This is a genomic window from Polaromonas sp. P3_A5 (genome assembly GCF_056403055.1).
The window spans coordinates 1,601,789-1,618,776 of sequence record NZ_JBFUGF010000001.1 but is presented as its reverse complement, the minus strand read 5'-3'; the positions used below and the strand labels follow the sequence as shown (position 1 = coordinate 1,618,776).

Here is a 16,988-nt window from a genome sequence, read left to right as displayed (position 1 = left end):
TGAATTGCGGGCTCGCCTTAATGGGCGGCCCACTGGATGGTGGATAAATCAACACCATCCTTGAACATCTCCCACAGGGGGGAGAGTTCGCGCAGTTTGGCCACGTTTTCCTTGATGGTGGCGACCGCGTAGTCGATTTCTTCCTCGGTGCTCCAGCGGCCAATCGTCATGCGAAGGCTGCTGTGCGCCAGTTCGTCGCTGCGGCCCAGGGCGCGCAGCACATAGCTGGGCTCCAGGCTGGCCGATGTGCAAGCCGAGCCGCTGGACACGGCCAGACCCTTGATGCCCATGATCAGCGATTCGCCTTCGACGAAGTTGAAGCTCATGTTCAGGTTGTGCGGCACGCGCTTGTCGGCGTGGCCATTGAGGAACACTTCTTCCACGTCCTTGAGCCCGTTGAGCATGCGCTCATGCAAGGCAAGGATGCGCTTGTTCTCTTCGTGCATCTCGGCCTTGGCAATGCGGTAGGCCTCGCCCATGCCGACGCACTGGTGCGTGGGCAAAGTACCCGAACGCATGCCGCGCTCATGGCCACCGCCGTGCATTTGCGCTTCCAGGCGTACACGCGGTTTGCGGCGCACGTACAGGGCACCAATGCCCTTGGGGCCATAGGTCTTGTGCGAGGTCAGGCTCATCAGGTCGACCGGCAAGGTGGCAAGATCGATGTCAACACGGCCGGTTGCCTGCGCGGCATCCACGTGGAAGATGATGCCTTTTTCACGGCACAGGGCGCCAATGGCCGGGATGTCCTGGATCACGCCGATTTCGTTGTTGACGAACATGACGCTGACCAGAATCGTGTCGGGGCGGATAGCGGCCTTGAGCGCCTCCAGGTCGAGCAGGCCGTCGGCTTGCACGTCCATGTAGGTCACTTCAAAACCCTGGCGTTCCAGTTCGCGGCAGGTGTCCAGCACAGCCTTGTGCTCGGTCTTGACCGTGATGATGTGCTTGCCCTTGGTCTTGTAGAAATGAGCCGCACCCTTCAGGGCCAAATTGTTGGACTCGGTCGCGCCGCTGGTCCAGACGATCTCGCGCGGATCGGCGCCAATCAGGTCGGCAATTTGTTCGCGTGCCTTCTCGACAGCGGCTTCCGCTTCCCAGCCCCAGGCGTGGCTGCGGGACGCGGGGTTGCCGAAGTGCTCGCGCAACCAGGGAATCATGGCGTCCACCACCCGCGGATCGCAGGGGTTCGTGGCACTGTAGTCCATGTAGATGGGAAAGTGTGGGGTGTCCATGTGGCTAGCTCTTTAAATTCACAGGCTGGCTGGCAGCGCGATCAATGAAGTCAATGCAGTCGGTTCACAAAAGGATGGTGCCGGGCAGACGCCCGGCATCGCTCCATCAGGATTTGGAAAATGCATTGCCCAGTGCGAAGACCGAGTTCGGTGCATTCACGCGGATCGGCTTGACAACCGGCGCTGTGAAAATGGCTTTTTTCACCTGCGGGGTATTCTCGATCACCACGCCCTTGGCGAGCTGGTCTTCCACCAGTTTTTGCAGGGTCACGGAGTCCAGGAACTCCACCATGCGGCTGTTCAGTGAAGCCCACAGCTCGTGCGTCATGCAGCGGCCGCCTTCGCCCAGGCAGTTTTCCTTACCGCCACACTGGGTGGCGTCGATCGGCTCGTCCACCGACACGATGATGTCAGCCACGGTGATCTCGGAAGCCTTGCGGCCCAGCGTATAACCGCCGCCGGGACCACGGGTGGATTCCACCAGTTCGTGACGGCGCAGTTTGCCGAACAGCTGTTCGAGGTAGGACAGGGAAATCTGCTGGCGCTGGCTGATGGCGGCCAACGTGACCGGGCCGTTGTTCTGACGCAATCCCAAATCAATCATCGCGGTGACCGCAAAGCGGCCTTTGGTCGTGAGGCGCATAACAAGCTCCTTTAAATGGCTTGACTGTCGTTTTCACCCTGAAAGCTTGTGACTTACAGGGAACTCTTCCTCCAGCCGCCCAGGTCAGTCAACCGGTATCGCGGGGGCTTTTTTGTTGTTCTGATATTGTTCTTGACTGTTTTCGTCAAGTATAACACGAGCAGGGTTTTTCCCGCTGAGGGTGCTCAAAACATGAGGGCTAACCCGTAGCTCGACTCACTTTATGCACCATATCCGTGCACAAAGTGAGTGGTCGGGTCGATCGGCCTAGGCGCGGGTTTGGCCTGCGGCGCTTAGCGGTACGACATTATCGGTGCCAGGCGCGCCAAAAGCCTGCTCCTTGAGGATGTGCAACTGGTCCCGTACCCGCGCGGCTTTTTCGAACTCGAGATTCTTGGCGTGTTCGATCATCTGCTTTTCCAGCCGCTTGATCTCGCGGGCGATGTCCTTCTCGCTCATGTCTTCCACCAATGCCTTCTGCATCTCGATCTTTTCGGCTTCCTTGCCGGATTTCTCGCTGTAGACACCATCGATCAGGTCCCTGATGCGTTTGACCACGCTGCGCGGCGTGATGCCGTGCTCCAGGTTGAAGGCAATCTGCTTGTTACGCCGGCGTTCGGTTTCATCCATGGCTTTTTTCATGGAGTCGGTGATGCGGTCTGCATACAAAATCGCACGGCCGTTCAGGTTTCGGGCCGCGCGGCCAATCGTCTGGATCAGGCTGCGCTCGGCGCGCAAAAAGCCTTCCTTGTCGGCGTCCAGAATGGCCACCAGCGACACCTCCGGGATATCGAGCCCCTCACGCAGCAGGTTGATACCCACCAACACGTCAAACGCGCCCAGCCGCAGGTCACGCAGGATTTCTACCCGCTCGACCGTGTCCACATCGCTGTGCAGGTAGCGCACCTTCACACCGTTGTCGCTCAGATAATCCGTCAGCTGTTCGGCCATGCGTTTGGTCAGCGTGGTGATCAGCACCCGTTCATTCTTCTCGACCCGGATGCGGATTTCCTGCAGCACGTCGTCGACCTGATGGGTAGCCGGCCTCACTTCCACCTGCGGATCCACCAGCCCGGTGGGCCTGACCACCTGCTCCACCACCTTGCCTGCGTGCTCTTTCTCATAATTCGCTGGCGTGGCCGAGACAAAAACGGCCTGCCGCATCTTGGCTTCAAACTCCTCGAACTTGAGCGGCCGGTTGTCCAGCGCGCTCGGCAGGCGAAAACCGTATTCCACCAACGTGGTTTTGCGTGCGCGGTCGCCGTTGTACATGGCGTTGAGCTGACCGATCATGACGTGGCTCTCGTCGAGAAACATCACGGCATCCTTGGGCAGGTAATCGCACAGCGTCGAAGGGGGTGATCCCGCCGGCGAACCGCTCAGGTGGCGGGTGTAGTTCTCAATGCCCTTGCAGTGGCCGATTTCACTGAGCATCTCCAGGTCGAACCGGGTGCGCTGCTCGATGCGCTGGGCTTCCACCAGTTTGCCGTCGGCGACGAACTGGGCCACCCGCTCGGACAGCTCCAGCTTGATGGTCTCCACCGCCGTCATGACCTTGTCGCGCGGCGTGACGTAGTGGCTCTTGGGGTAGACCACAAAGCGCGGGATTTTCTGGCGTATGCGGCCTGTCAGTGGGTCAAACAACTGCAGCGACTCGATCTCGTCGTCGAACAGCTCGATGCGTATGGCCAGCTCGGAATGCTCGGCCGGGAAAATGTCGATCACGTCCCCGCGCACCCGGAACGTGCCGCGCGCGAAGTCCTGCTCGTTGCGCGTGTACTGCATGCGGATCAGCCTGGCGATCACGTCGCGCTGGCCCATCTTGTCGCCGATGCGCGCAATGAACCGCATCTGTGTGTAATCCTCAGGCGCACCTATGCCGTAAATAGCGCTGACCGTACCGACGATGATGGTGTCGCGCCGCTCCAGCACGCTCTTGGTGGCCGACAGGCGCATCTGCTCGATGTGCTCGTTGATGGCCGAGTCTTTCTCGATGAAAAGATCGCGCTGCGGCACATAGGCTTCAGGCTGGTAGTAGTCGTAGTAACTGACGAAATACTCGACCGCGTTTTTCGGGAAGAACTCGCGGAACTCACTGTAAAGCTGCGCGGCCAGCGTCTTGTTGGGCGCAAACACGATGGCCGGCCGGCCCAGGCGGGCAATCACATTGGCCATGGTAAAAGTCTTGCCGGAGCCGGTCACGCCCAGCAGGGTCTGGAACACCTCGCCGTCGTTGATGCCCTCGACCAGCTGGTCAATTGCGGTGGGCTGGTCGCCCGCAGGCGGATAGGGCTGGAACAGCTCGAACGGCGAATCCGGGAAACGCACGAACTCGCCCACAGCGGGGTCGGTGTTGACTGAATCAGTTATGACTTCCATAGCTTCTGGCATAAAACCTCGATCAGGCCCCGTTAAAATTCAGGGCAACCAAACAGAATACGACATTCGGCCGAAAATGGAAATTGCAATCCCCATTCGCCTTGTAGTTGCCCCCGCTATCGCTTTTGACACCTCTTGTAGCCTTTTTTCCGGTCAGCTTGTGACCTAAATCCGTGACCTGAACCCCCTATCGTCGCTTTCGCCTTCTTTTCACTTCTCTGAGGATATTTCATGTCTTTGTTTACCGCTGTCGAAATGGCCCCGCGTGACCCCATCCTGGGCCTGAACGAGCAGTTCAATGCCGATACCAATCCTGCAAAGGTCAACCTGGGCGTGGGCGTGTACTACGACGACAACGGCAAGCTCCCCCTGCTGCAATGCGTACAGGCGGCAGAAAAACTCATGATGGAGTCTCCCAAGGCGCGCGGCTACCTGCCAATTGACGGTATCGCCGCCTACGATGCGGCCGTCAAGGGCCTGGTTTTCGGCGTCGACAGCGAACCTGTCAAAAGCGGCCGAGTAGCCACTGCACAGGGCATTGGCGGCACGGGCGGCCTGAAGATCGGCGCCGACTTCCTCAAAAAGCTCAGCCCCAATGCCAAGGTGCTGATTTCCGACCCAAGCTGGGAAAACCACCGCGCGCTTTTCAGCCAGGCCGGTTTCGTGGTTGAAAGCTATCCTTACTACGATGCAGCCAAGCGCGGCGTCAACTTCGACGGCATGCTCGCCGCCCTCAATGCAGCCGCCGAAGGCACCATCGTCGTGCTGCACGCCTGCTGCCACAACCCGACCGGCTACGACATCACCGCAGCCCAGTGGGACCAGGTGATCGCCGCCGTCAAGGCGCGAAAGCTCACGCCTTTCCTCGACATGGCCTACCAGGGCTTTGGCCACGGCATTGCGGAAGACGGCGCCGTCATCGGTAAATTTGTGGCTGCCGGCCTGAGCTTTTTCGTGTCGACGTCCTTTTCCAAGAGCTTCAGCCTCTACGGCGAACGCGTGGGTGCCCTGTCGGTGCTGTGCGAATCCAAGGACGAAGCCGACCGCGTGCTGTCGCAGCTCAAGCTGGTCATTCGCACCAACTACAGCAACCCGCAGATCCATGGCGGCATGGTGGTGGCCACGGTGCTCAATACCCCCGCGCTGCGCACCCAATGGGAGCAAGAGCTGAGCGAAATGCGTGTGCGCATCAAGGCCATGCGCCAAAAGCTCGTGGACGGCCTGAAGGCCGCCGGCGTCAAGCAGGACATGAGCTTCATCACCGCCCAGATCGGCATGTTCAGCTACTCGGGCCTCAGCAAGGACCAGATGGTGCGCCTGCGCAATGAATTCGGCGTTTACGGCACCGACACCGGCCGCATGTGCGTGGCCGCCCTGAACAGCAAGAACATCGACTACGTCTGCGCGTCGATTGCCAAGGTCGTCTGAGGCCGTACTCCCGGATGAATTCATCCGGGACGCGCTGAAAAACCGCCACAACCGGTTCATTCTGGAACACCTGCCTGCGCTGGGACTGCCCGACGCATGGCTGGTGGCGGGATGCCTCTTCCAGACAATCTGGAACCTGCACGCGGGCCAGCCACCCGAAGCCCACATCAAAGACTACGACCTGTTTTACTTTGACCCTGCCGACCTTTCAGGCGCAGGCGAAGCAGCCGTCAATGAACGTGTCAGCGCCTGCTTTGCGGGCCGGGGCATTGTGGTGGAAGCCAAAAACCAGGCCAGGGTCCATACCTGGTATCAGGAGTATTTCGGCTTCCCCTACCCCGCCCTGCAAAGCTCCCGCGATGGCATCGACCGGTTTCTGGTGAGCTGTACGTGTGTCGGCTTAAGGGCAAATACTGCGGAGCGGACGGATGTAGAGCTTTATGCGCCCAACGGCCTGGCGCAGTTGTACCAGGGCAAGCTCAGCCCCAACCTGCTGTGCAACCACCTGCCGCTGTTCGAGAAAAAGGCGAAGGCTTATCAGGATCGCTGGAGCTGGCTGCAGGTTATCCATCCGCAAGTGGCCTGACCGGCCCCCAGCACGGCAGTGGCAAAAGCCAGGCTCTTCAAAAAAAACGGCTGCAGACCATGACTGACAAGCGCAAGCAGCTATCAATTTAATAGCACAAAAAGCTATCTGACACTCCGCTCCAACGGATTCATCCCCAAATTACTGACCGCATGGAAATGGAGCCAGCCTGGAAGCTGGTGTTGAAAAACCGTATTGGCTCCTTCGCGTCAACCGCGCCCGCCGTATACAGCAGCGGAAGGTAGTGCTCGTGGGTGGGGTGCGCCATCTTCGCCACCTGGCCCAGCTTCTGGAAATTCTGCAGCGCATCCAGATTGCCCTGCTGCAGATAACCACCGATAGTCTGGTCAAACTCCAGCGCCCAGTCGTAGGCCTGGTTACCCGCGGCCCCGCGCTGCATCTGGCGCAGGTTGTGCACGATATTGCCGCTGGCCACGATCAGCACGCCGCGGTCCCGCAACGCCTTCAGCTGCTTTGCCAGCGCATAGTGCTCGTCGGGAGCCCGGCTGTAATCCATGCTGAGCTGGATGACCGGGATGTCCGCATCCGGAAACATGGGCTTGAGCACCGACCAGGCACCGTGGTCCAGTCCCCACTCGCCTTCGTCGAGGCCGAGCGGCGCCGATGCGCGCTGCCTGACCAACTGGCTGATCACCTGCGCCGCCGCGGTGTCGCCGGGCGCGGGGTATTGCTGGTCGAAGAGCTCCTGCGGAAAGCCGCCAAAGTCGTGGATGGTTTTGGGCTTGTCCATGGCCGTCAGCCACCAGCCTTCGGTCAGCCAATGGGCGGAAACGCACAGAATCAGCTGCGGCCTGGGGAATTTCGACCCAAACTCGGCGCCCAGCGCCTGCCAGCTGCGCCGGTACTCGTTGTCGCCGATGGCATTCATCGGGCTGCCGTGGCCCACAAAAAGCACCGGCATCCGGTCTGATTTCTTCAAAGAAGCCAGTTGATCCAGCGAGGAGGCGTCAATCAGGGGAGGCATGTCGTTTTCCTGTTCAGGGCTGCAGCTCAGGATGGGCAAAGACCACCGGCTGCAGGCAGAATGGTAAGTGTTCTTTCAATCCCGCAGGTGGTGGCGGTTTCTCGGTTCGCAAGCCAGGCTGGCACCATCGTGGTGCTTTTGGCGTCAACAGTGTGAAAACCGCCCGGTATTGGTGGTTATCCTCAAATCAGTGCGGCAACCCCCTGTTATATTGCACTGCAACATATTACGATTTACCGAAGTAACCCTAACCCCAAGGTCGACCCCGATGCTGTACCAAGTCTATGAAGCCCAACGCACCTTGATGGAGCCCTTTGTCGACTTTGCGCAAGCCGCTGCAAAGCTCTACGGCAATCCCCTGTCGCCCATGGGCCAAAACCCGTTTGCACAACGCGTAGCCGCCGGCTACAGCCTGATTTACCGATTGGGCAAAGACTACGAAAAACCGGCTTTCGACATCCGGACGGTGGATGTCAACGGCACCGAGGTCAGCATCCACGAACGCGTGGAAATCGACAAGCCCTTTTGCGAGCTGCGCCGCTTCAAGCGCTTCACCGACGATCCCGCCACGCTGACAGGCCTGAAGGGCGAGCCCGCCGTGCTGATCGTGGCGCCGCTGTCGGGCCACTATGCAACCTTGCTCCGGGACACGGTCAAGACCATGCTCAAAGACCACAAGGTCTACATCACCGACTGGAAAAATGCGCGCACCGTGCCGCTTTCTGAAGGTTCATTCAACCTGGACGACTACGTCAACTACGTCCAGGAGTTCGTTCGCCACCTCCAGGGTATTTACGGCAATTGCCACGTCATCAGCGTTTGCCAGCCCACTGTGCCGGTGCTCGCTGCCGTGTCGCTGATGGCCTCACGCGGCGAAGCGACGCCCTTGAGCATGACCATGATGGGCGGCCCGATCGATGCCCGAAAATCGCCTACGGCCGTGAACAACCTGGCCATGAACAAGAGCTACGAGTGGTTTGAAAACAATGTGATTTACCGCGTGCCGAGCAACTTTCCGGGCGCAGGCCGCCGCGTCTACCCCGGCTTTTTGCAGCACACCGGCTTCGTCGCGATGAACCCCGACCGCCACGCCAGCAGCCACTACGACTACTTCAAGGACCTGCTCAAAGGTGATGACGCCAGTGCCGAGGCGCACCGCAAGTTCTACGACGAGTACAACGCCGTGCTCGACATGGACGCCGACTACTACCTTGACACCATCAAGACGGTGTTCCAGGAATTCAAGCTGGTCAACGGCACCTGGGACGTCAAGGGCGTGGATGGCCAAATTGAGCGTGTGCGGCCCGAAGACATCAAGACCACAGCCCACTTCACGGTCGAAGGCGAGCTGGACGATATCTCGGGCTCCGGCCAGACCGAGGCAGCACACGGTCTTTGCCACAACATCCCCAAGGCACTGCAAAAGCACCTGGAAGTCAAGGGCGCGGGCCACTACGGGATTTTCAGCGGCCGCCGCTGGCGCGAGATTGTCTACCCGCAGGTCAAGGCCTTCATTCTTGAGAACAATCGGGCTCCAACCCAATCCAAGCGTGCGCCAGCAGCTACCAAAACGATAGCAAAACCGGTGCGCACCGCAGCAGCAAAGCCTGCCGCCAAAGCCGCCCCGAAGGCCGCAGCAAAGCCGGCGGCAAAAAAAGCAGCACGCAGCAAGAAGGCTTGAGGGCGGCGGCAAGGCCGGGGTCGCGAAGGTAGAGCGCAGGCAGAGCGGGCCATGACTGGTAGGACAATAGGCGGGTGACCTCCCCCCCCGACTCCAGCCTTTTCGAGCGCATCAACGCCGCACTGCCCCAAACCCAGTGCACCCGCTGCGGCTATCCTGACTGCGCGGCGTATGCCACGGCCATTGCAACAGGTCAGGCCCCCATCAACCAATGCCCGCCAGGCGGCGCCGAAGGCGTGCAGCGGCTGTCGGCCATCACCGGTCAGCCCGTTCAGCCGCTCAATCCCGCCAACGGTACCGAAGGCCCACGTGCTGTCGCCTTCATCGATGAAGACTGGTGCATAGGCTGCACCTTGTGCATCAAGGCCTGTCCGACCGACGCCATCATGGGCAGCAACAAGATGATGCACACCGTCATCGAGCCCTGGTGCACAGGCTGTGAGCTGTGCATACCGGTCTGCCCTGTCGACTGCATCAGCCTGGAAAACGTCACCGGCGAGCGCACGGGCTGGACGGCATGGTCTCCGCAAGAGGCTGACACCGCCAGAGCCCGTTATGAATTCCATCAGAACCGGTACAGGAACAGCACAAGCCCGGAGGACAAAGGCGCAGGGAAAGCGAAAAACCCGCCACAGGCCCCGCTACCAGCTTCAGCTGCACGCCCCGAGGGCGACCCCGCCGTGGCGGACCGCAAGCGCATGGTGATTGAGGCCGCCCTGGCCCGGGCCCGTGTGCAGCGCGAAAAACGCGGCAAAAAAGACTGAGCAGCCCCTCAGCCCAGGGCAGAGAAAGCCTTGATCACCTCGGGCGGTGCCTGCACCAATTCAATCAGTACACCTTCACCCGAAACAGGAAACTCATCGTTAGCCTTGGGGTGCAGGAAACAGATGTCAAAACCCGCTGCGCCCTTGCGAATGCCGCCGGGTGCAAAGCGCACCCCCTTGGCCGTCAGCCACTCAACGGCTTTGGGCAGGTCGTCTATCCACAGGCCCACGTGGTTGAGCGGCGTGGTGTGCACCGCGGGTTTCTTGTCCACATCCAGTGGCTGCATCAGGTCAACTTCGACCTTGAACGGGCCGCTGCCGATCGCGCAGATGTCTTCATCGACGTTTTCACGTTCGCTGACAAAGTTGCCGGTGACTTCCAGGCCCAGCATGTCGACCCACAGCGTGCGCAGCCGGTCTTTGCTGGTGGCACCGATGGCGATCTGCTGGATGCCCAGCACTTTGAAGGGTCGAGTGGCACTCATGCCTGGAACTCCACAATCGGCTGGTCCACGCTGAGCGATTCGCCCTTGGCCGCCAGCACCTTGCCGACCACGCCGTCGGCTACGGCAAACAGCACGTTCTCCATCTTCATCGCCTCAATCACGGCCACGCGCTCACCGGCCTGCACTTTCTGACCCACCTGCACGGCCACATCCACCAGCAAGCCCGGCATGGGCGAGAGCACATAGCGGCTCATGTCCGGCGGCGCCTTGTAGGGCATGAGCGCATGCAGTTGCGCCGCGCGCGGCGACAGCACCAGCGCATCCAGCCGTGTGCCGTTGTGCGCAATGCGGATGGCCAGCGGGTTGCGGCCCACACCGCGCTCCACCTGCGCGGCGAAAGGCTGCCCATTCACCGTGCCGCGTATGCGCGCGCCGCCCAGATGCCAGTTGCTACAAATTTCATAGCTACCAGCGCCCGTATCTACTGTGCCGGAGCCCGATTGGGCTTGATAATTTCGCACCGTTACAGGGTGCTGCGTGTTCTGCCCCGCAGAGCCCAGGCTCACCACAACGAACTCTTCCCCCACCGTCACGCCATGGCCCGGCAGCTGTCCGCTGATGCCGGCGGCACGGCCCAGCATGCGGCGATTGACGTAAGCAGCCAACGCCAGCAGGAACGAAGGATCGTCATGCGGCACGTCTTCGGCATGAAAGCCTTTGCTGTAGTTCTCGGCAATAAAGCCCGTGTTGAAGTCACCCGCCACAAATTTCGGATGCGCCAGCAAGGCCGCCTGGAAAGGAATGTTGCTGGAGATGCCGCGGATCACAAAACCATTAAGCGCCTCACGCATCTTGGCAATCGCCTCCTTGCGATCCTTGCCGTGCACGATGAGCTTGGCAATCATCGAGTCATAAAACATCGGGATCTCGCCGCCATCCTGCACGCCGGTGTCAACACGCACACCGTACAGCTGCGAGATGTCGGCCGCAAACATGGTCTCCTTGGGCGGCTGAAAGCGCACCAGCCGTCCGGTGGAAGGCAAAAAGCTGCGGAACGGGTCTTCGGCGTTGATACGGCACTCAATCGCCCAGCCGCTACGCTGCACATCCTTCTGCGCAATCGGTAGTTTCTCGCCAGCCGCCACGCGAATCATCAGCTCCACCAGGTCCAGCCCCGTGATGCATTCCGTCACCGGGTGCTCCACCTGCAGGCGGGTGTTCATTTCGAGGAAGTAAAAGCTCTGGTCCTTGCCGACCACAAACTCCACCGTGCCAGCGCTCTGGTACTTCACGGCCTTGGCCAAGGCCACCGCCTGTTCGCCCATGGCCTTGCGCGTCGCGTCGCTGATGAAAGGCGACGGCGCCTCTTCAATCACCTTTTGGTGGCGCCGCTGGATGGAGCACTCGCGTTCGTTCAGGTAAATCACATTGCCGTGGCTGTCACCCAGCAGCTGAATCTCGATATGGCGAGGTTCCTCGACAAATTTCTCGATAAAGACGCGGTCGTCGCCAAAGCTGTTCCTCGCTTCATTGCGGCAGCTCGTGAAACCTTCGAATGCTTCCTTGTCGTTAAAGGCCACCCGCAAGCCCTTGCCCCCGCCGCCGGCCGAGGCCTTGATCATCACCGGGTAACCGATGCCCTTGGCAATCTCCACCGCCTTCTCGGCCGTTTCAATCGCATCGTTCACGCCGGGAATGCAATTCACACCCGCCGCACCGGCCAGCTTTTTCGATTCGATCTTGTCGCCCATGGCGGCAATCGAATAGTGCTTGGGACCGATAAAGATGATGCCCTCTTCCTCGACCCGCTTGGCAAAGCCCGCGTTCTCGCTCAGGAAGCCGTAGCCGGGGTGCACCGCCTGCGCGCCGGTCTGCTTACAGGCCGCGATGATCTTGTCGGCCTGCAGATAACTGTCACGGCTGGGCGCGGGGCCGATGTTGACGGCTTCGTCCGCCAGTTCGACATGGCGCGCGTCCTTGTCGGCGTCAGAATAGACGGCAACGGTCTGGATACCCATCTTGCGGGCTGTCTTGATGACCCGGCAGGCGATCTCACCTCGATTTGCGATCAGTATTTTTTTAAACATCATTGAGCCTGTCTTCGTTAACCGCCTCAGCGGTTGATAAACATCGTGTAAATCGGTGGATTTTGTGAGCGATCGACAAACACGTAAGCGATGCCGTCCGAGCAGAAGTTGGCGACCTCGGCCGCACTGCCACTCTCCAGTTCTACCCAGTTGTCAATCTGCAGAAACAGCCGGCCGGGCGGCATCCGCTGCGCACCGTTGGCGGTCCAATAGGGAACGCCTCCACTTTTGGTGCACCAGGGGCTCTCCCAGTCGTGGGGGTGTCCAAGCTCCGGCGGCAGCTCAAAGTGGCGTGTGTAATCGTAAAAGGCCTCTTCGAGCTCGGGCGGCGCGCCATCGTCGTCAGTGCGCCAGCTCACGACGCCCAACTCGGACAGCACAGCCGGCAGCCCGTCACTGGCAGCGGCGGGCGGGTCGGTTGCAAGCGTGCCCAGTTGGCTTTGCGGCACCGTGAAGGCGGCGTTTGCGCCGGCATCAGACTCCCAGAAGCTGCAGATACTGTCCCACTCGCACTTGAAAAGGAACAGCACTTCGCCATCCGCGAGCGGAAGTTCAGGAACAGCGGCCGGCAGTTGCGCAAGATGGCTCATGGCCCGCCCGCACTCCTTGCAAACGGGCCAAAGATGCGCGGGCAGCCCCCAGGGCAAGCCGCCCAGCTTGGGCACAAGGCCGGGTGCCGCGCCTTCGCGGAATCGGGGATAGTGGCTGATCATGCTACGTTCACAGCGGGATGTTGCCGTGCTTGCGCCACGGGTTCTCAATCTTCTTGTCCCGCAACATCACCAACGAACGGCAGATGCGCTTGCGCGTCTCATGCGGCAAGATCACGTCGTCGATAAACCCACGCGCGCCCGCGACGAATGGGTTGGCAAAGCGAGCCTTGTATTCGGCCTCTTTGGCAGCCAGCTTGGCCGGGTCGCCCTTGTCTTCACGAAAGATGATTTCCACCGCGCCCTTGGCGCCCATCACGGCAATCTCGGCGTTAGGCCAGGCGAAGTTGACGTCGCCGCGCAGATGTTTGGAGCTCATCACGTCATAAGCGCCGCCATAGGCCTTGCGCGTGATGACAGTGATCTTCGGTACCGTGCATTCGGCATAGGCATACAGCAGCTTGGCGCCGTGCTTGATGATGCCGCCGTATTCCTGTGACGTGCCGGGCATGAAGCCGGGCACGTCGACAAAAGTAATGACCGGGATGTTGAAGGCATCGCAAAAGCGTACAAAGCGCGCTGCCTTGATGGAGCTCTTGATGTCCAGACAACCAGCGAGCACCAAAGGCTGGTTGGCGACGATGCCCACCGTCTGCCCCTCCATGCGAGCAAAACCAATGATGATGTTCTTCGCGTACTCGGGCTGAATCTCGAAGAAATCGCCGTCGTCCACCGTCTTGACGATGAGTTCCTTCATGTCGTACGGCTTGTTCGGGTTCTCAGGCACCAGCGTGTCCAGGCTGAGGTCCATGCGGCCAGCCGGGTCGGCGCTGGGGCGCACCGGAGCCTTTTCGCGGTTGTTCAGCGGCAGGTAGTTGTACAGGCGACGCAGCATCAGAAGCGCCTCGACGTCGTTCTCGAATGCCAGGTCGGCCACGCCGCTGCGCGTGGTGTGGGTGGTGGCGCCGCCCAGCTCCTCGGCCGTGACTTCCTCGTGGGTCACGGTCTTGACGACCTCAGGACCCGTGACAAACATGTAGGAGCTGTCCTTGACCATGAAGATGAAGTCGGTCATGGCGGGGGAATACACGGCGCCGCCGGCGCTCGGCCCCATGATCATGCTGATCTGCGGAATCACGCCGCTGGCCATCACGTTGCGCTGAAACACATCGGCATAACCGCCCAGCGAAGCCACGCCCTCCTGGATGCGGGCGCCGCCCGAGTCGTTGAGGCCAATAACAGGTGCGCCCACCTTCATGGCCTGGTCCATCACCTTGCAGATTTTCTCGGCATGGGCTTCGCTCAGGGCACCGCCGAACACGGTGAAATCCTGGCTGAAGACAAACACCAAACGGCCGTTGATCATGCCGTAGCCAGTGACCACACCGTCGCCGGGAACCTTGTTGTTTTCCATGCCGAAGTCGATGCAGCGGTGCTCGACAAACATGTCCCATTCTTCAAACGTGCCTTCGTCGAGCAGCAGTTCCAGCCGCTCGCGCGCCGTCAGCTTGCCTTTGCCGTGTTGCGCATCGATGCGCTTTTGCCCGCCGCCCAGGCGCGCCGCAGCGCGTTTCTTTTCGAGTTGTTCAAGGATTTCTTGCATGGTGTATTCCGCAATGGTGGGACGGTGAAATTTATTTAACGGGTTCAAACAAAAGGCGCGCGGCGGCCTGGCTCATACGGCGTGAGTCATGCCCCACGCCCGGCACGGTGACACGCTCCCAGGCCAGGGGGGTGCCCAGCTTCTGCGCCTGCGTCTGGGCCTGCTCGAAGAAGTGGGTGCCGCGCTCAAAGCGGTTCACGCCCTGGGCGGTGGCTTGCCTGGCCTTGGGAAGGTTGGCCTCATCGGTTTTTATGTCAGTTTCACCGAGCAGCACGATCAGCTTGCGGGCAAAAACCTGCCTGAGTTTGTCGGGGCTGACAATGCTTTCGTTAAGCGCGTAAGGGAATTTGTCTTCCATCAGACCTGGATAGCGGGGCATGGTGTAACTGCCGGCATTGGCCGCCACGGCGACTGAAACGCGGGGTGCCTCGGTCAGCAGCATGAAGCGGTGCACAAACTGCCCACCTGCCGAGTGGCCGAACAGCAGGTAGTCGCTCGCCGCGAGGCCCTCACCAGCACGGACAAAATCAAAAAGATGCTCGACGATCTGGAAAGACCACTGGGCACGATCACGGCTTTCAATGCCGCCCATGTTGAACAACCTGGAAGAAAACCGCGCCTCGTCAAACTCCGGGGCCAGCACGATGAGTTTATTTTTCTCCGCAAAGGGCATCCAGTTGTCGCGCATGCGCGAGCCCTGCCGCTCCGCGCCGTGGATCACCATCATCACCCGCGCATCCGGACCAGCGCTGTGCGCCTTGTAGTAATGCACCGTGACGGGCTTGTCCGCGAAATAGCCTTTGTCGGTGAAGACAAAACTCTGCGGCTCGCCGGCGACCATGCCGCCGGCCCAGGCGAGGCAGGCCTGCAGAAGCAGTACGCAAAGAATGGCGATTTTCTTCATGAGTTCCCCTCTTTGGATGCCAGGGCCAACAAGCTCCTCGCAGCTGTCGATGCCGCCACTTCGCCACGCGCCACCTCAGCGAGCAGGCCGGGCAGGCGCTCGCGCACTTGCGGATCCTGGCGGAAAGCCTGCTTGAGGCCGGCGTCTATGCGTTCCCACATCCAGGCCAGCGACTGCTGCTTGCGGCGTGCTGCCAGCTGGCCGTTGGCGGTCTGTAGGGCCTTGAACTGCGTCACGGCTTTCCAGAACACGTCCACGCCCTTGTTGTGAAGGGCGCTGAGCTGGATGACTTGCGGGTGCCAGTTCTTGTCGAAGCTGGCGGCCTGCGTGCTATTCATCGCGTTATTGACCAGGCCGAACAGGCGCATGGCGGAAGTAATCTGCGCCTCGGCCCGCATCGCCGCGTCGGCATCGATGTCGGCCTTGTTGATGATGACCAGGTCGGCCAGCTCCATCACGCCTTTTTTGATGGCTTGCAGGTCGTCGCCGGCATTGGGTAGTTGCATCAGCACAAACATGTCGGTCATACTGGCGACGGCGGTTTCGCTCTGCCCCACACCGACAGTTTCTACGATCACCACGTCGTACCCGGCGGCCTCGCACACCAACATGGCCTCTCGCGTCTTCTCGGCCACACCGCCCAGGTTGCCGCCGGAAGGGCTGGGACGGATGTAGGCACGCTCATGCACCGAGAGCTTTTCCATGCGGGTCTTGTCACCCAGGATGGAGCCACCCGAGACTGAAGAGGAAGGATCGACGGTAAGCACAGCGACACGGTGGCCCTGCGCGATCAGGTAGAGGCCCAGCACTTCGATGAAGGTGGACTTGCCCACGCCGGGCACGCCGCTGATGCCCAGGCGCATGGCTTTGCCGGTATTGGGCAGCAAAGCAGTCAGCAACTCGTCGCCTTGTGCCCGGTGGTCGGCGCGGGTGGACTCCAGCAGCGTGATGGCCTTGGCGATGGCGCGGCGCTGCACCATTGGGTCCGGGCCCATGATGGCCTGGAGGAAATCGGGCGCGGCCATCACGTCGCCAACTCCGTCACTGACCATACATAGTGCAGATCCACGCCCTCTTCGCCTTGCAGCACAAAACCGTGGCGCAGATAGAAACGGTTGGCATCACTTTCTTTCAGCGCGGTGAGCCTGACAACCAGACCGCCCTCGCGCGCCTGGGCCAGCACCAGCCGCAGTACCCATGCGCCTATGCCCTGGCCGCTGGCACTGCTGCGCAAATACAGGTGATCAAGCCGCAGGGCCGCTTCGCCTTCAGGCTTGAGCGTGAAAAAACCCACACGCTCGCCATCGAGCAGGATGTGTTGCATGTGCTGCGGAATGAATCCCGCTAACAGGCGCTCGCGCGAGCGCGCAAGGTCAAAGCGCCCGACACGCTCCAGGCTGGGGCGCATGGCGTCGACGCGCAAGGCCAGCATGTCCTCGAAGTCGCCGGCAAGCACCGGCTGCAAGGACAAGCGGGAACTGATGTCTGTCACCGCACACTCCTTTCGCAACAACGGCTTGAATCTGGTCCCGCACATCCGCGGTGCCGGCCAGGATCAACGCGGATGGACTCCATCAGCATGACGACTTTGGCGATG

At 60.7% G+C, this 16,988-nt stretch carries 15 protein-coding genes; 4 read left to right on the top strand and 11 right to left on the bottom strand.

The annotated features are described in order from the left end of the window. Window positions 1-17: 17 nt before the first annotated feature. From AC1DU8_RS07740 to uvrB, 3 genes are all read right to left on the bottom strand, one after another. The gene (locus AC1DU8_RS07740; protein WP_457280417.1) at window positions 18-1,235 is read right to left on the bottom strand and encodes an IscS subfamily cysteine desulfurase; all 1,218 of its coding nucleotides are present in this window, start codon (window positions 1,233-1,235) and stop codon (window positions 18-20) included. 106 nt (window positions 1,236-1,341) lie between these two features. After that, a complete protein-coding gene (gene iscR / locus AC1DU8_RS07735; RefSeq protein ID WP_457280416.1) occupies window positions 1,342-1,878 on the bottom strand; it encodes a Fe-S cluster assembly transcriptional regulator IscR in 537 nt (178 codons plus the stop codon). 267 nt (window positions 1,879-2,145) lie between these two features. Beyond that, entirely contained in the window at window positions 2,146-4,269 is a 2,124-nt protein-coding gene (uvrB, locus tag AC1DU8_RS07730; RefSeq protein ID WP_457280415.1) for an excinuclease ABC subunit UvrB, read from the bottom strand. A gap of 219 nt (window positions 4,270-4,488) precedes the next feature. On the opposite strand from uvrB, the gene AC1DU8_RS07725 reads away from it, so the two are divergent. After that, window positions 4,489-5,685, top strand: a complete 1,197-nt coding sequence (locus tag AC1DU8_RS07725) for an amino acid aminotransferase (protein WP_477665772.1) — start codon at window positions 4,489-4,491, stop codon at window positions 5,683-5,685. Further along, on the top strand, window positions 5,669-6,271 hold the full coding sequence (locus tag AC1DU8_RS07720) for a nucleotidyltransferase family protein (protein WP_477665771.1): 603 nt from the start codon (window positions 5,669-5,671) through the stop codon (window positions 6,269-6,271). Before AC1DU8_RS07725 ends, AC1DU8_RS07720 begins: the two co-directional genes overlap by 17 nt. Window positions 6,272-6,401: 130 nt before the next feature. On the opposite strand, the gene ygiD is transcribed toward AC1DU8_RS07720, so the two are convergent. Then, a complete protein-coding gene (gene ygiD / locus AC1DU8_RS07715) occupies window positions 6,402-7,256 on the bottom strand; it encodes a 4,5-DOPA-extradiol-dioxygenase (protein WP_477702568.1) in 855 nt (284 codons plus the stop codon). Window positions 7,257-7,524: 268 nt separating this feature from the next. On the opposite strand from ygiD, the gene AC1DU8_RS07710 reads away from it, so the two are divergent. Next, entirely contained in the window at window positions 7,525-8,937 is a 1,413-nt protein-coding gene (locus tag AC1DU8_RS07710; protein WP_477702567.1) for a polyhydroxyalkanoate depolymerase, read from the top strand. 74 nt (window positions 8,938-9,011) lie between these two features. Continuing rightward, complete coding sequence (rsxB, locus tag AC1DU8_RS07705) at window positions 9,012-9,701, top strand: electron transport complex subunit RsxB (RefSeq protein WP_477702566.1); 690 nt, start codon at window positions 9,012-9,014, stop codon at window positions 9,699-9,701. A gap of 8 nt (window positions 9,702-9,709) precedes the next feature. Here the strand turns inward: rsxB and AC1DU8_RS07700 are convergent, their stop codons facing one another. The 7 genes from AC1DU8_RS07700 to AC1DU8_RS07670 all read right to left on the bottom strand — a co-directional run bounded on the left by AC1DU8_RS07700 (window position 9,710) and on the right by AC1DU8_RS07670 (window position 16,883). Next, window positions 9,710-10,186: a VOC family protein gene (locus AC1DU8_RS07700; protein ID WP_457280409.1), complete on the bottom strand. Its 477-nt coding sequence runs from the start codon at window positions 10,184-10,186 to the stop codon at window positions 9,710-9,712. After that, window positions 10,183-12,234, bottom strand: a complete 2,052-nt coding sequence (locus tag AC1DU8_RS07695) for an acetyl-CoA carboxylase biotin carboxylase subunit (RefSeq protein WP_477702571.1) — start codon at window positions 12,232-12,234, stop codon at window positions 10,183-10,185. The genes AC1DU8_RS07700 and AC1DU8_RS07695 overlap by 4 nt, the downstream gene beginning before the upstream one ends. A 26-nt stretch (window positions 12,235-12,260) precedes the next feature. Next, window positions 12,261-12,824 carry a hypothetical protein gene (locus AC1DU8_RS07690; RefSeq protein WP_457306605.1) on the bottom strand — a complete coding sequence of 188 codons (564 nt, stop codon included), beginning with the start codon at window positions 12,822-12,824 and terminating at the stop codon, window positions 12,261-12,263. Between the two features lie 130 nt (window positions 12,825-12,954). Continuing rightward, window positions 12,955-14,487: an acyl-CoA carboxylase subunit beta gene (locus tag AC1DU8_RS07685; RefSeq protein WP_457280406.1), complete on the bottom strand. Its 1,533-nt coding sequence runs from the start codon at window positions 14,485-14,487 to the stop codon at window positions 12,955-12,957. Between the two features lie 31 nt (window positions 14,488-14,518). Then, window positions 14,519-15,391: an alpha/beta hydrolase family protein gene (locus AC1DU8_RS07680; RefSeq protein ID WP_457280405.1), complete on the bottom strand. Its 873-nt coding sequence runs from the start codon at window positions 15,389-15,391 to the stop codon at window positions 14,519-14,521. After that, on the bottom strand, window positions 15,388-16,416 hold the full coding sequence (gene meaB / locus AC1DU8_RS07675; protein ID WP_457280972.1) for a methylmalonyl Co-A mutase-associated GTPase MeaB: 1,029 nt from the start codon (window positions 16,414-16,416) through the stop codon (window positions 15,388-15,390). Before meaB ends, AC1DU8_RS07680 begins: the two co-directional genes overlap by 4 nt. Further along, window positions 16,416-16,883, bottom strand: a complete 468-nt coding sequence (locus tag AC1DU8_RS07670) for a GNAT family N-acetyltransferase (RefSeq protein WP_457280404.1) — start codon at window positions 16,881-16,883, stop codon at window positions 16,416-16,418. Before AC1DU8_RS07670 ends, meaB begins: the two co-directional genes overlap by 1 nt. Between the last annotated feature and the right edge of the window lie 105 nt (window positions 16,884-16,988).

What these genes read in the sequence shown, in the direction of transcription:
- AC1DU8_RS07710 (WP_477702567.1), top strand. Translation starts at nt 7,525, where the DNA reads ATGCTGTACCAAGTCTATGAAGCCCAACGCACCTTGATGGAGCCCTTT.
- meaB (WP_457280972.1), bottom strand. Translation starts at nt 16,416, where the DNA reads ATGGCCGCGCCCGATTTCCTCCAGGCCATCATGGGCCCGGACCCAATG.
- AC1DU8_RS07725 (WP_477665772.1), top strand. Translation starts at nt 4,489, where the DNA reads ATGTCTTTGTTTACCGCTGTCGAAATGGCCCCGCGTGACCCCATCCTG.
- AC1DU8_RS07685 (WP_457280406.1), bottom strand. Translation starts at nt 14,487, where the DNA reads ATGCAAGAAATCCTTGAACAACTCGAAAAGAAACGCGCTGCGGCGCGC.
- AC1DU8_RS07680 (WP_457280405.1), bottom strand. Translation starts at nt 15,391, where the DNA reads ATGAAGAAAATCGCCATTCTTTGCGTACTGCTTCTGCAGGCCTGCCTC.
- iscR (WP_457280416.1), bottom strand. Translation starts at nt 1,878, where the DNA reads ATGCGCCTCACGACCAAAGGCCGCTTTGCGGTCACCGCGATGATTGAT.
- ygiD (WP_477702568.1), bottom strand. Translation starts at nt 7,256, where the DNA reads ATGCCTCCCCTGATTGACGCCTCCTCGCTGGATCAACTGGCTTCTTTG.
- uvrB (WP_457280415.1), bottom strand. Translation starts at nt 4,269, where the DNA reads ATGCCAGAAGCTATGGAAGTCATAACTGATTCAGTCAACACCGACCCC.
- AC1DU8_RS07700 (WP_457280409.1), bottom strand. Translation starts at nt 10,186, where the DNA reads ATGAGTGCCACTCGACCCTTCAAAGTGCTGGGCATCCAGCAGATCGCC.
- AC1DU8_RS07690 (WP_457306605.1), bottom strand. Translation starts at nt 12,824, where the DNA reads ATGAGCCATCTTGCGCAACTGCCGGCCGCTGTTCCTGAACTTCCGCTC.
- AC1DU8_RS07695 (WP_477702571.1), bottom strand. Translation starts at nt 12,234, where the DNA reads ATGTTTAAAAAAATACTGATCGCAAATCGAGGTGAGATCGCCTGCCGG.
- AC1DU8_RS07740 (WP_457280417.1), bottom strand. Translation starts at nt 1,235, where the DNA reads ATGGACACCCCACACTTTCCCATCTACATGGACTACAGTGCCACGAAC.